Genomic DNA, 13,557 nt, shown 5'->3' with positions numbered 1-13,557 from the left:
CCAGCGGCTGCATCAGCGCCCGCCCGCGCGTGTTAACGGCTGCTGCTCAGGTACCTGCCGTACGACAGGGCCGATGACGCGGACGGCAGGCCGAGGTTCTTCGGGGTGAGGGCGTAGGAACCGGTGACCGAGGTCTTCGGGAAGACCCAGACGCCGCCGGACTTCGCGTTCTCGCCCGGGGCGCCGACGGCCGTGTCCGGGGTGCCGTCCTTGTCGTAGTCGCCGGTGGCGACGGCCGCGCCGAAGGCGTCGTTCGTCTCCGCCACGCCGGGGACACCGGGGCGGTCCTGGTGGTACGGCACGGAGGTCGCCTCGCCGAACTGGTCGACGATGCCGCCCGCGTGACTCAGCAGCAGGGTGGCCGCGCCGGCCGCCGCGCGGGTGCCGATGGCCTCGCCGGGGGCGCCCGCGACCAGGTCGTCGCGGCCGTCGCGGTTCCAGTCCAGTACGGCGAGGGAGGCGCCGAAGTGGTCGCCGTCCTCGGCGACGCCGTACACGCCGACGGTGTCCTGGTTGAGGGTCTGGGTGCGCAGGCCGAAGGACTTCTCGTCGCCGTAGAGGAGGTGGATGCCGCCGCCCTTGGCGTACGACTCCGGGCCGCACGGGTCGTCGATGTTCTCGTCGGCGATCTCACGGCACTCGCCGAGGGCCAGGTCGTCCAGTCCGTCGCCGTCGAAGTCGCCGACGGCGAGCGCGGAGGCGGCGCCGTTGTCGGAGTTCCAGATGTTGGCCATACCGCGCTCGGCCTCGTCCCATGACCACAGCCGCACATGGGACTGGGTGAAGGGGGCGTCGATCGTGTGGTACGCGAGGGCGAGGTCGTCCGTGCCGTCGGCGGTGAAGTCGCCGGTGGCCAGGAGCGGGGCGCGGCCGCCCATCGGGGTGGCGAGGACGGTGGTGATGACCAGGTCCTCGCCGTTGTCGACGGCGGCCCGCATGACGACCTTGTCCCGGCCGCCGACCACGATGTCCCGGCCGCCGTCGCCGGTCAGGTCCGCCGCCGCGACCGACCAGCCGTACGCCGCGTTCCCCGACGGGCCGGTGAGGGCGGTGGAGGCCGGGCCCGTGCCGGTCCGCGCGCCGCCGACGACGGTGACCGTGCCCGCGTCCGCGCCCCGGCCGGTGACGTCCTCGCCGGGGGCGCCGACGATCAGCTCGGCGAGGCCGTCGCCGCTCAGGTCGGCCAGCAGCACGGAGGCGCCGAAGCGGTCGCCCGCCTCCGGGGTGCCGGGGACCTCGGCGGTGGACTGGCTGACCCGGATGCCGCCGTGCCTGCCGAGGCCCTTCGCGCCGCCCCAGAGGAGGTGGACGTAGCCGGCCTTGGCCTTGCCGTTCACGGTGCCGTCGGGCACGCCGACGGCGAGGTCCGCGTAGCCGTCGGCGTTGAAGTCGCTGGTCACGGCGGCGGAGGGGCCGCCGGGCGCGGTGCGCGGGGCGGCGGTCGCGGCCGGCGCGAGGGTGAGGGCGAGGGCCGCCGTGGTGGCGGTGGCGGTCGCCACGGTGGCGGCGGCCAGGGCGTACGTCCGTCTGTGCACGGGGGGCTCCAGGTGGGGTGGCCGGATGTCGAGGGTGTGGCTGGTTCACTGGCTCGTTCACCTGTGTGACACCTGGAGGCCGTGCGGGGTTGTAGTGCGGGGCGACAGGGTCGGGGCTAGGACCAGAACTCCGCTTCCTTGTCCATGTCCTCCTGGCATTCGTCGATGTCCGTGAACTTGTCCCCGACGATCCGGAAGACCAGGCAGCCGTTCTGTTCGATGCGCTTGCCGCCGCGCTCGGCGGTGTACCGGTGCACGGAGACGGCGTGGCCTCGGCCGTCCACGCAGACGTGGCTGAGGGTGACGTCGAACGTCCCGCCGGTCTCCTCGAAGAGACGCTGGTACATGGCGAGGATCGAGTCCTGCCCCTTGTGGTCGCCCGACAGCAGGTGGCTGCCGGGGACGTGGTGCGTACAGTCCGAGGCCATCAGGCCGCGGAGGGTGTCCATGTCGCCCCGGGTGAAGGCGTCGTAGCCCTTGCGGACGAGCGCTGCGTTCGGGTGTTCGGCCATGGGGATCGCCGGCTTTCCGCTGCTCGTGGAGTTTGTCCCTATAAGGGAATTATCTTCGCAAGTCTGGGCTCTCGCATCACCCGGGGCGGTCACGGTGTCACTGGAGCATGCCGCGGATCGTGTCGCCCTCCACCGCCGTCGCCCCGGCCGTCGTCACGCCCCTCGCGGAGCCGCGCAGGACGAGCGAGCCGTTCTCCCCGATCACGTGCAGGTCGGCCTTGCCGTCCCGGTTCGTGTCGCGGAGGCGGATCGTGTGGCCGAAGTACTCGCCGGCGGACAGCTCGCCGGGCACGCCCGCCGTGTCGCGGGCGAACCACTGGGAGTTCTTGGTGGTCAGGCCCGACGCACCGCCGTAGAGGACGTGGACGCCGCCCGCCTGCTCGCGGCTGCCGATGGTCTCGCCCGGGGCGGCGATCGCCAGGTCGCGGTAGCCGTCGCCGTTCACGTCACCGGCGGTGATCGCGTCGCCGAAGGCGTCGTACGACTCCGGGGTGCCCGTGATGCCGGACGTGGCCTGGGTGAAGCGGGCGGACTTCGACGGGCCGGTGGAGGTGCCGTACCAGAGCGTCACGCGGCCCTTGGTGCGGTCGTAGACCGGGGTTCCGATGGCGATGTCGCCGTCGCCGTCCTTGTCGAAGTCGGCGATGACGCCGTCGCCGCCGCGCTCGGCCTGCCCGCCGTTGGCCTTGACGGACTCGATGCGCAGGGTCTTGCCGGGGTACAGCTTGGTCTTGCCGCCGGAGACGAACCAGGCGTCGGAGGCGAGGGTGGTGTCGGTGACGACGTCGCCGATGACGACGAGGTCGCTCTTGCCGTCCGTGTTCACCTTCCCCGCGATCAGGGCGGTGGCGTAGAAGGGCGAGTCGCTCTTGTCCAGGACCGTCACTGTGCCCTTCACACCGGACTTGGTGATCGCGCCCCGGTAGACGTACGCCTTGCCGGCGCGGACGAGGGCCAGGTCCGGGTGGCCGTTGCCGTCGAAGTCGCCGGTGGCGAGGTCGACGGCCTCGCCGGAGGCGCCCTTCGGGCCCTTGAACGGGACGGTGGTGCCGCCGGAGAGGCCCTTCGCGCTGCCCCAGAGGATCGTCACCGTGCCGTTGTCCTTGGCGCTGCCGACGTCCTCGCCGTTGGCGGAGACCGCGAGGTCGCCGTAGCCGTCCCGGTTGAAGTCGGCGGCGGCACGGAACTCGCCGAAGAAGTCGTCCGACTCGTCGGCACCGGGGACGCCGGCGCTCGCCTGGTCGATGAACTGGGTCTTCGTACCGGGGCCGCCGGCCGCCGTACCGAAGGTGACCAGCACGCCGCCGCCGTCGCTGTAGCGGGTCTCGGTGCCGTACGAGAAGGCCGCGTAGTCGCGGTGGCCGTCGCCGTTGAAGTCGTCGGCGTACTTGGCGGGGGCGGCGGTGGCCGGGGCGGCCAGGGTCAGCGGGGTGAGGCCCGCTGTCAGCAGGGCGGCGGTCAGGGTGGCCGCGGTGCGCTTGCGCATGGGTGTGCTCCGGTGGTGGGTGGTCAGTCCGGCAGTTCGGCCCAGAAGCGGGCGAGGGAGGTGAGGTTCAGGTTCTCGGCGTCGAGGAGGAGCGATCCTTTGCCCGTGGGGCCCGAGGAGGTGCCGGGGAGGATGTGCAGACGGCCCGCTCCGGGGGCGGCGGCGACGAGTTCGGCGCGGCCGTCCCGGGTGAGGTCCCGCAGGAGGAGCGAGCCGCCGAGCCCGGCGTCGTTCCGCTCGTCCGGCTCGCCCTCGACACCGGCTGTGGCGTAGTCGTACACGCGGGCGTATCTGCCGGTGAGGCCCGACCTGCCGCCGCGCAGGAGCGTGACACCGCCCATGCGGAAGAGGCTGTCGCCGATGGCCTCGCCCGGGGCGCCGACCGCGAGATCGGGGTAGCCGTCACCGTCGGTGTCGGCGGCCGACACGTCGCTGCCGAAGGTGTCGGAGGATTCCGGAGAACCGGGCACCCCGGGCGTCGCCTGGGTGATCCGCCGGGGCGAGCGGCCGGGGCCGGTGGAGGTGCCGGGGAAGACATACACGGTGCCGCCCTTGCCCGAGCGGCGGCTGCCGAGCGTGAGGTCGCCGTAGCCGTTCCGGTCGAAGTCGGCGATGGTGGCGCTCGCCTGCGTCAGCAGGTTGACACCGCCGGGCAGCGGCATCTTCTTGGTTCGCTTCGGGGCGCCGGAAGCGCCCTTGTAGAACCAGACGCCGTTGCCCTCCTTGCCGGAGCCGTGGGCGTCCCAGTCCCAGCCGAGCACGGCGAAGTCCGCCGTACCGTCCTTGGTGACCCTCCCGGACACCACGACGTACGACTCGATGTGCTCGCCGTCGGTCGGGTCGAGGTTGGTCGCCTTGCCGCGCTTGCCGGACTCGGTGAACGGGCCCCGCAGGTACCAGATGTTCCGGCCGTCGACCGCGACGACGTCCTGCTTGCCGTCCTTGTCGAAGTCGCCGACGGCGACGTCGTTCGCGAAGCCGCGGTCGCGGTACTGCGGGTTGCGGTACGAACTCCCCTTGGTGAGACCGGACTTCGAGCCCCACAGGACGGTGAACGTGCCGTTGTACCGGCCGTCGTTCTCGCCCGGCGCCGTGGCCAGGACGTCCGCGTAACCGTCCGCGTTCAGATCCGCCGTGGTGACGGTGGAGCCGAAGTGGTCCGACGCCTCCGCGGCGCCCGGAACGCCCGCGCTGTTCTGCGAGACGACCGTACGCCGGGCCGGGTCGAGTCCCTCGGCCGTGCCCCAGACGACGATGACGGCGCCCGCCCGCTTCTTGCCGCCGATCGTGGCGCCTCGGTCACCCATGGCCAGGTCGCGGTAGCCGTCGCCGTTGAAGTCGTCGGCGTGCCTGGCGGGGGCGGCGGCGGCCGGGGGCGCCGGGAGGGCCGGGAGGGCTGTCAGGAGCGCGGACGTTAAGACGGCGGTCAGGGGGAGCGTGCGCTTGCGCAAGGTGAGGGCTCCGGGGGAGGGGGTGGGGAGGGCCCGCGTCCGGTGAGGACGCGGGCCCGGGAAAGGCGTGGCAGGGGTCAGTTCGCGAAGTTCACGCCGAAGGCGGGGGCGCCCGTCGTGGAGACGCCCGAGGTGCTCGGGCTGACGGTGCGACCGCCCGACGTGGTGATCTTCGTGCCGCTGGACGGCAGGTAGAGCACCGAGCCGTTGCCGCTGTTCTCGTACGAGCCCGCCAGCAGGTCGGCCTTGCCGTCGCCGTTGACGTCGTCGAGCTTGACCTCGGCGCCGAACGCGTCGTACGCCTCGGCGCTGTCGGGGACGTTGGCCGTGTCCTGGGTGAAGTACTGGGCGCCGGAGGAGAGGTTGATGCCGCTCGCCGAGCCGTACAGGACGGTGAGCGAGCCGGCGTCGTCGATGGAGCCGACGTCCTCGCCCGGGGCGCCGACGACCAGGTCCTGGTAGCCGTCGCCGTTGACGTCGCCGAGGTCCAGCTCGTAACCGAAGTAGTCGTCCGTCTCGGACTCGCCGGGGACGTTGCCGGACTCCTGGGTGAAGCCCGTCGAGGTACCGGGACCGGCGCTGGTGCCGTAGGTGACGTTCACCTTGCCGCCCAGCGCGGCGTCCGGGATGGTCGTGCCGTCGGGCGTCTTGTTGTTCCAGTGGGAGCCCGTGACGATGTCGCCGTAGGTGTCGCCGTTGACGTCACCGATCGCGGTGATCACGCCCGGCTTCAGGGTGGTGGCGGACGCGGCGCTCAGGCCGCTCGCGGTGCCGGGCACGAAGTAGTTCGTGTTCCAGCCGGAGTCGGTCTCGGTCTCGAAGCCGTCGACCACGAGGTCGGTCTTCTTGTCGCCGTTGACGTCGCCCGCGTGGATGTTGAGCGGGCCCATCGAGGAGGAGCCGGACTGGATCGGGGGCGTGACCTTGTACCGGCCGCCCACCGCCGAGCCCGTGGAGCTGATGCCGCCCTTGAGGACGTAGAGGGTGCTGGACGTGTTGCCGACGACCAGGTCGTCCTTGCCGTCACCGTCGAAGTCGCCCGCGGCCAGGTTCTTGCCCCAGCGGTCGTGGGAGGAGGCGGCCGGGTCGGCGATGGTGACGCTGCCGGTGCCGGTCACGCCCTTCGCCGAGCCCCACAGGACGACGACCGTGCCGCCGTCGGTGTCACCGCTCACGTCCTCCTTGTAGGCCGTGGTCGCGAGGTCGTCGTAGCCGTCGCCGTTGAAGTCGCCGTACGCGCTGACCGCGCCGAAGGCGTCGCCGGCCTCGGCGGTCCCGGGAACGCCCGAGCTGTCCTGGCTGAGGACGGTGCGCTTGGCGGAGGAGACGCCGGTGGCGGTGCCGTAGAGGACGACGATCTGGCCGGCGGCCTTCTTGCCGTTCACGTAGGCGCCGTCGGCCGAGAAGGCCACATCGCCGTAGCCGTCGTTGTTGAAGTCGGCCTGCGGGACCGTGGCGGAGTCGGCCGCCGTCGCCGTCGCGGCCGAGAAGGTGAGCAGACCGCCCGTCAGCGCGGCCGCGGAGGCCGTCGCGAGGGCGAGTCGCAGATGCTTGTGCATGCGGGAATCTCCTGCTGCATGCGGACGCCTGGCAGACGTCCGCAGTCAATGGGGTGCCCTTTCTGTTCGCGTTTCCCCTGAGTTCTCCAGGGGTTCACGGGAAAGTGGCGAACAGGAGACCGGTGGAGTGCCGGGAGGGTTGTACGGGAGTTCGAGGAATTTCTGTGATCTGTGGGACACCAAGGGCGTAGGGGCGCAGGGGCAGTGGATCAGTTCGCCGCGTCGCCGCCGAGGTTCGGCGAGGCGTGGGTCGACACGCCCACGGCGGACGGGGAGAGGGAGCGCGCGCCGGTCGTCGTGATCTTCGTGCCGTCGGAGGGCAGGAGGACCACCGAGCCGTTGCCGCCGTTCTCGCCGGCCCTGCCGACCGTCAGGTCCGCCCTGCCGTCCCCGGTGACGTCGCTGAGCTTCACCTCGCAGCCGAAGTGGTCGCGGATCTCGTCCGCGCCGGGGACACCGGCCGTGGACTGGGCGAGGAAGCGGAAGCCGGCCTCGGTGTCCGGGCCGTTCGCCGAGCCGCGCAGGACCGTCACCGCACCCGCGTCGACGGCCCCCTTCAGGTCCTCGTCGGACACGCCGACCACCAGGTCCTGGAAGCCGTCGCCGTCGATGTCGCCGAGCGACACCTCGAAGCCGAAGCTGTCGCCGCGCTCGGAGGCGCCGGGGACCCGGCCGGTGTCCTGGGTCACCGAGTACGCGGTGGCCGTGTCCGGGCCGTCCGCCGAGCCGTAGGTGATGTTGACCTTGCCGCCGGTGACGGACCCGGGCGCGGACAGGACGTCGGGGGCGTCGGTCGGGTCGAACGCCTGGCCGGTGACGATGTCGCCGTAGCCGTCGCCGTTGATGTCGCCCACGGCGCTGACGACGCCGGGCCTCAGCTTCCGGGCGGCGGCCACGGACAGACCGGAGGGCGTGCCGGGCAGGTAGTGGTTGACGTTCCGCCGCCCTGTGCCGCCGGGCTCGATGCCGTTGACGATCAGGTCGGTCCGTTCGTCGCCGTCGACGTCCCCCGCGGTGAGGTTGAGCGCGCCCGTGAACTCCTCCGATCTGATGGCCGCCTTGACCGTGTAGTGGTCGTAGGGCTTGCCCGATCTGGCGATGCCGTTCCCGAAGACGTGGACCGTGCTCGACGCGGCGCCGACCGCGAGGTCCTCCGTGCCGTCGCCGTCGAAGTCGCCCGCGGCCAGCGACTTGCCCCAGGCGTGGTGGCGGGAGGGCGTGGGGTCGTCCAGGGTCGTGGCGCCGGACAGGCCCTTCGCCGAGCCCCACACGATCACGACCGTGCCCGTGTCCCGGTGGCCGCCGCTGTCCTCCAGATCGGCGGAGACGGCGAGGTCGTCGTAGCCGTCGCCGTCGAAGTCGCCGTACGCGCTGACGTGGCCGAAGCTGTCGCCCTGCTCGGCGCTGCCGGGGACGCCCGGCGTGTTCTGGCTGAGGGTGGTGCGGTGCGTGGAGGTCAGGCCGTTCGCCGAGCCGTACAGGGCGACCATCTGGCCGGCGTACGGCTTGCCGTCCACCGTGGAGACGGGGGCCGAGTACGCGACGTCGCCGTACCCGTCGCCGTCGAAGTCGGCCACGGGGTGGTGGACCGGGTCGGCGGCCGTCGCCGGCGCGGCCGAGCAGGTGAGCAGACCGCCGGTCAGCGCCGCCGCGGAGGCCGTGGCGAGGGCGAGTCGCAGGTGCCGGCGCGGGGGCTCGCGCCTGTCCGTGTGCTGGTCCATGTGCATGCGGGGATCTCCTGCGGTGGGCGGGGCGCCGGGCGCTCGGGGAGGGCGTCGGTGAAGAGGAGACCGCTGGAGGGGTGGGTGGGTTGTACGTGAACTCCGTTCCGATTCCGTGGTGTTGGGCGGGGCGTGTGGTCCGAACGTTCCGCCGCGCTCGTGCGTCTGCGGTGCGAGGCAACGGCAGTGCGAGGCAACGGCAGTACGAGGCAACGGCAGACAGGCCGTCGGACCGGTAGGAGACGAGATGCTGAGTGGTACCCGTGTACGAATCGCCCTGGCCGCCCTGGCGACGGTCCCCCTGGCCGTCGGGTGCGCGGCACTGGACACCGGGGGCACGAGTTCCGCCTCGTGCGTGTTCGCCGTGGACTACGGCGACCGGCAGTACGTCGAGGCGGGCGAGGTCGACACCGTCCTCGGCGCGAAGGTGGGTACCGCGCGGGACTCCGTATGCGAGGACCAGGGCGGCGGTGAGGAGGACCAGGTGCCGGTCGATGAGCTGGCCGTCTACACGGCGTACGCCGTCGAGGGCGTCGACACCGAGGACGCGATCGCGGTCCGTGAGTCGCCGGGGGGCGAGGTGCGCGTCCTGGTCCACGCGGCCGAGGACGAGGGGCTGAAGGCGGCGGTCGAGCGGGTGTTCGGCGAGACCGGCAGTAGCGGTGACGGCGGTGACAGTGGTGACAGTGGTGACAGCGGCGCGGCGAAGTGCGCGCTCGTCGTGGAGTACGGGGAGGGCGAGTACAGCTACCGCGGCGACGTGGAGTTCGAGGTGGGCGCCGGGGCGGGGGAGGCCCGGGCGGTGCCCTGCGGTGACACACCCGGCGAGGTCGACACCACGGCCGAGCCGGCGGAGTACGAGGCGTACGAGGTCAAGGGGCTGGACCCGGCCGACGCCGTGGCCGTCCGCCTCTCGCCGGACGAGGAGCCGCTCCTCGTGGTGCGGGTGACCGACGACCTGCCGCCGGAGATCGAGAAGCTGCTCCCGGCCGAAGAGTTCTGAGCCGAGTTCTGGGCCGCACGCGCTGTGACGGCTGGGACACGACGACGCCCCCGGTCCGAGCGGGACCGGGGGCGTCGACGTACAACTGGCTTTCGGCGGGGGCTACTTGACCGGTTACTTCACCGGCTGTGGCTCCGGCTCGCTCTCCGTCTCCGCCGCGCCCGCCGGGGGCTCGTCGTCCGGGACCGGGGTCTTGACGGACTCCAGCAGCAGCTGGGCGACGTCGACGACCGTGATGGACTCCTTGGCCTTGCCGTCGTTCTTCTTGCCGTTGACCGAGTCGGTCAGCATGACGAGGCAGAACGGGCAGGCGGTGGAGACGATGTCCGGGTTGAGCGAGAGGGCCTCGTCGACGCGCTCGTTGTTGATGCGCTTGCCGATCCGCTCCTCCATCCACATCCGCGCGCCGCCGGCGCCGCAGCAGAAGCCGCGCTCCTTGTGGCGGTGCATCTCCTGCTGGCGCAGGCCCGGGACGGCGGACATGATCTCGCGCGGGGGCGTGTAGATCTTGTTGTGACGGCCCAGGTAGCAGGGGTCGTGGTAGGTGATCAGGCCCTCGACCGGGGTCACCGGGATCAGCTTGCCCTCGTCGATCAGGTGCTGGAGCAGCTGGGTGTGGTGGATGACCTCGTAGTCGCCGCCGAGCTGCGGGTACTCGTTGCCGAGGGTGTTGAGGCAGTGCGGGCAGGTGGCGACGATCTTCTTCGCCGACTTCGGCTTGGCCGACTCCGGGACGACCTTGCCGTCGTCGTCCATCTCCTCGCCGAACGCCATGTTCAGCGCCATGACGTTCTCCATGCCGAGCTCCTGGAAGAGGGGCTCGTTGCCGAGGCGGCGGGCGGAGTCACCGGTGCACTTCTCGTCGCCGCCCATGATGGCGAACTTGACGCCCGCCATGTGCAGCAGCTCCGCGAAGGCTTTGGTGGTCTTCTTCGCGCGGTCCTCCAGGGCGCCGGCGCAGCCGACCCAGTACAGGTACTCGACCTCGGAGAGGTCCTCGATGTCCTTGCCGACGACCGGGACCTCGAACTCGACCTCCTTGAGCCACTCCAGGCGCTGCTTCTTCGCCAGGCCCCAGGGGTTGCCCTTCTTCTCCAGGTTCTTGAGCATCGTGCCCGCCTCGGACGGGAACGCGGACTCGATCATCACCTGGTAGCGGCGCATGTCGACGATGTGGTCGACGTGCTCGATGTCGACCGGGCACTGCTCGACGCAGGCGCCGCAGGTGGTGCAGGACCACAGGACGTCCGGGTCGATGACGCCGTTCTCCTCGACGGTCCCGACCAGCGGGCGCTCGGCCTCGGCGAGAGCCGCGGCGGGCACGTCCTTGAGCTGCTCCTCGGACGCCTTCTCCTCGCCCTCCATGGTCTTGCCGCCACCGGCGAGGAGGTAGGGGGCCTTGGCGTGCGCGTGGTCGCGCAGCGACATGATCAGCAGCTTCGGGGAGAGCGGCTTGCCGGTGTTCCAGGCCGGGCACTGCGACTGGCAGCGACCGCACTCGGTACAGGTCGAGAAGTCGAGGATGCCCTTCCAGGAGAACTGCTCCACCTGGGAGACACCGAAGACGTCGTCGTCACCGGGGTCGGTGAAGTCGATCGGCTTGCCGCCGGAGGTCATCGGCTGAAGGCCGCCCAGCGCCGTCGCACCATCGGCGTTGCGCTTGAACCAGATGTTCGGGAAGCCCAGGAAGCGGTGCCAGGCGACACCCATGTTGGTGTTCAGCGAGACGACGATCATCCAGATCAGCGAGGTGCCGATCTTGATCATGGCGACGAAGTAGACCAGGTTCTGGAGCGTGGCGACGCCCAGGCCCTTGAAGGCCAGGACGAGCGGGTACGAGGCGAAGTAGGCGGCCTCGTAGTGGTCCACGTGGTGGATGGCGCCCTCGAGGCCACGCAGGGTGTAGATCGCGAGGCCGATGGTGAGGATGACGTACTCGACGAAGTACGCCTGCCAGGCCTTGGAGCCCGCGAAGCGCGACTTGCGGCCGGCCCGGGAGGGCAGGCTGAGCAGCCGGATGGCCATCAGCACGAGGATGCCGAGGATCGTCATCACACCGATGAACTCGATGTACATCTCGAACGGCAGGAAGCCGCCGACGACCGGCAGCGTCCAGTCGGCCTGGAACAGCTGGCCGTACGCCTGGGCGAGGGTGGGCGGCAGCGTCAGGAAGCCGATCGCGACGAACCAGTGGGCGAAGCCGACGATCCCCCACCGGTTCATCCGGGTGTGGCCGAGGAACTCCTTGACCAGGGTGATCGTGCGCGCCTTCGGGTCGTCCGTACGGCTGCCCGCCGGGACCGGCTGACCGAGCTTCACGAACCGGTAGATCTGCGCCACGGCTCGGGCGATGAGCGCAACGCCGACCACGGTCAGGACCAGCGACACGATGATCGCGGCGAGTTGCATTTCGGGGCTCCTCGGGCCTGCGAGGGTGATTACTAAGCAGTAACTTATGCAGTCCGTCTGAGACTACCCAGTTCTTCTGCCGCACTGTAGCCAGGGGGGCGGTGATCTGCGTCGCTGAGGGTTGCCTGAGTACCGGCCTGTCGCGTTCCGGGGTGATCGTGCTGTTTCAAAACGATCGTGTTATTCGTAAGAAATTGTGACACTCCCCCCTAACGTGGATCCGTGCTGTACGGAATCCTCGCCGCCGCCTCCGCCCTGTTGCTGACCGCCGTGCTCTCGGCGGCCGTCCGCGCGCCCGCGCTGCGGCTGGGGATCGCGGAGCGCCGGCGCGGGCGGCGGGTGCCGTTGCTCGGCGGCCTCGCGGTGATGGGCGGGGTGGGGGCCGTGGCGTGGGTGGGGGAGTGGAGCGGGGTCGCTCCGCTCGGGCGCGAGGCCGGATGGCTGATCGTCGTCGGGGCCGGGCTCGGGGTGTTCGGGCTGGTCGGTGACGTGTGGCGGCTGCCGGCCGTGGTGCGGGCGGCTGCCGTGCTCGTCGGCGCGGCGCTGGTCGTGCCGTACCGCGAACTCGGCGTGCTGGGCGGGGCGGCGGGGGTCGTCTGGATCGTCCTCGTGGTGCACGGGTTCAAGGGGATGGGGCGGTCCGACGGGGTGCTCGGGGTGGTCGGGGCGATCACCGCGTTCGCGTTGAGCGGGTGCGCGGCGGCCGAGGTCATGGACGGGCTGGCCACGCTGTTCAGTGTGCTCGCCGCGGCGCTCACCGGGTTCCTGATGCACAACTGGCCGCCCGCGCGCGTCGTGCTCGGCACGTGCGGGGCGCTGTTCGTGGGCTTCCTGCTCGCGGGGGGTGTGCTGCATGTGTACGCCGTCGGGTACGGGGCCGGGGTGGGGGCGCCCTTCGCTCTCACGGCCGTGGCCACCGCCGACGTGGTGCTCGTCCTGGTCTCGCGGAAGCGGGCGGGGCGGGAGCTGTGGCGGGGCGGGCCCGACCATCTCGCCCACCGGCTGCGGCGGATCGGGCTCACGCCGCCGGGGGTGGTGGTGATGATGGGGGTCGCGGCCGCGGGGTCCACGGGTGTGGGGCTCGCCATCCACATGCTGTGGACGCAGCCGCGCACCGCGTGGTGGGTGGCGGGGGTGACGGCCCTGGTCGTCCTCGGCATGCTCTTCGTCCCGCCGCCTGAGACGAGGCCGGGCCCCACGACCTCCGTGCGCGTCCCCCGCCCTGTCCCCACGGGTGCCCACCGCGCGCCCGCCCCGCTCACCCGCCGCCGCCCCATCCCCGGGGGCCGCGCCCCCGGCCCGCCGCCCCGCTCCGACCGCTTCAGGGAACAGGAGGCGGCGGAGCTGGGGAGGAGGGGGTGGGCGGGGTAGCGCTGGGGCCGGGTGGGGTGGGATGCCGGTTGGGCTGGCTGTGGGTGGGCCCCGGGCGGCTGGCGGGCGAGGGGGCGGTTGCTACGGGCGAAGGGGGCGGGTGCGTCCGCGCGCCGATGGGCGTCACGGGCTGCGCCTGCGCCTGCGCATCGACTCGACGGACGGGGTGTGGTTCTGCTGCCGGGCCGGTGGGGCTTCTCGCGCAGTTCCCCGCGCCCCTGAAGGGCGCGCCAGTCCTTGGCGGGCCTGCGAGCGCGGGGTGCGGCTCCTGGGGTTCCACCGCACTCCCGTCGCCCGCCGCTCGGCAATCCGCCGCCCCACCCCGCACGTCACTCTCGTACCGGATGCGTGCCTGCATCGTGGACGTATGCGTGCGGTCAGCAGGGGCGGCTGCCCTCCCAGCCGGCCGCGGTTCTGCTGCCGGGCCGGTGGGGCTTCTCGCGCAGTTCCCCGCGCCCCTGAAGGGCGCGCCAGTCCTTGGCGGGCCTGCGAGCGCGGGGTGCGGCTCCT

9 protein-coding genes are annotated in these 13,557 nt (G+C 71.7%); 2 read left to right on the top strand and 7 right to left on the bottom strand.

The genetic code is table 11. The annotated features are described in order from the left end of the window. Positions 1-32: 32 nt before the first annotated feature. The 6 genes from HW837_RS01775 to HW837_RS01750 form a co-directional block, all read right to left on the bottom strand. On the bottom strand, positions 33-1,535 hold the full coding sequence (locus tag HW837_RS01775; protein WP_313895523.1) for an FG-GAP repeat protein: 1,503 nt from the start codon (positions 1,533-1,535) through the stop codon (positions 33-35). A 116-nt stretch (positions 1,536-1,651) separates the two neighbouring features. Further along, the gene (locus HW837_RS01770; RefSeq protein WP_045558236.1) at positions 1,652-2,047 is read right to left on the bottom strand and encodes a nuclear transport factor 2 family protein; all 396 of its coding nucleotides are present in this window, start codon (positions 2,045-2,047) and stop codon (positions 1,652-1,654) included. Between the two features lie 97 nt (positions 2,048-2,144). Continuing rightward, entirely contained in the window at positions 2,145-3,533 is a 1,389-nt protein-coding gene (locus HW837_RS01765) for an FG-GAP and VCBS repeat-containing protein (protein WP_193379473.1), read from the bottom strand. Between the two features lie 23 nt (positions 3,534-3,556). Beyond that, positions 3,557-4,984, bottom strand: coding sequence for an FG-GAP and VCBS repeat-containing protein (locus HW837_RS01760; protein ID WP_193379474.1), 1,428 nt, complete (start codon positions 4,982-4,984; stop codon positions 3,557-3,559). 77 nt (positions 4,985-5,061) lie between these two features. Then, entirely contained in the window at positions 5,062-6,543 is a 1,482-nt protein-coding gene (locus HW837_RS01755) for an FG-GAP-like repeat-containing protein (protein ID WP_193379475.1), read from the bottom strand. A 209-nt stretch (positions 6,544-6,752) separates the two neighbouring features. After that, a complete protein-coding gene (locus tag HW837_RS01750; protein WP_237269816.1) occupies positions 6,753-8,270 on the bottom strand; it encodes an FG-GAP and VCBS repeat-containing protein in 1,518 nt (505 codons plus the stop codon). A 241-nt stretch (positions 8,271-8,511) separates the two neighbouring features. Here HW837_RS01750 and HW837_RS01745 point away from each other — a divergent pair, with 241 nt between their 5' ends. Continuing rightward, positions 8,512-9,267: a DUF6281 family protein gene (locus HW837_RS01745; RefSeq protein WP_045558231.1), complete on the top strand. Its 756-nt coding sequence runs from the start codon at positions 8,512-8,514 to the stop codon at positions 9,265-9,267. A 114-nt stretch (positions 9,268-9,381) separates the two neighbouring features. On the opposite strand, the gene HW837_RS01740 is transcribed toward HW837_RS01745, so the two are convergent. Then, the gene (locus HW837_RS01740) at positions 9,382-11,676 is read right to left on the bottom strand and encodes a (Fe-S)-binding protein (RefSeq protein ID WP_193382410.1); all 2,295 of its coding nucleotides are present in this window, start codon (positions 11,674-11,676) and stop codon (positions 9,382-9,384) included. Positions 11,677-11,898: 222 nt separating this feature from the next. Between HW837_RS01740 and HW837_RS01735 the strand changes: the two genes are divergently transcribed. After that, complete coding sequence (locus HW837_RS01735; protein ID WP_193382411.1) at positions 11,899-13,047, top strand: MraY family glycosyltransferase; 1,149 nt, start codon at positions 11,899-11,901, stop codon at positions 13,045-13,047. The last annotated feature ends 510 nt before the right edge of the window (positions 13,048-13,557 follow it).

The sequence above is a fragment of the Streptomyces caniscabiei genome, assembly GCF_014930365.1.
Classification (GTDB): Bacteria; Actinomycetota; Actinomycetes; order Streptomycetales; family Streptomycetaceae; genus Streptomyces; species Streptomyces caniscabiei.
The sequence above is the reverse complement of the archived record's forward strand: the minus strand, read 5'-3'. Positions and strand labels throughout refer to the sequence as shown.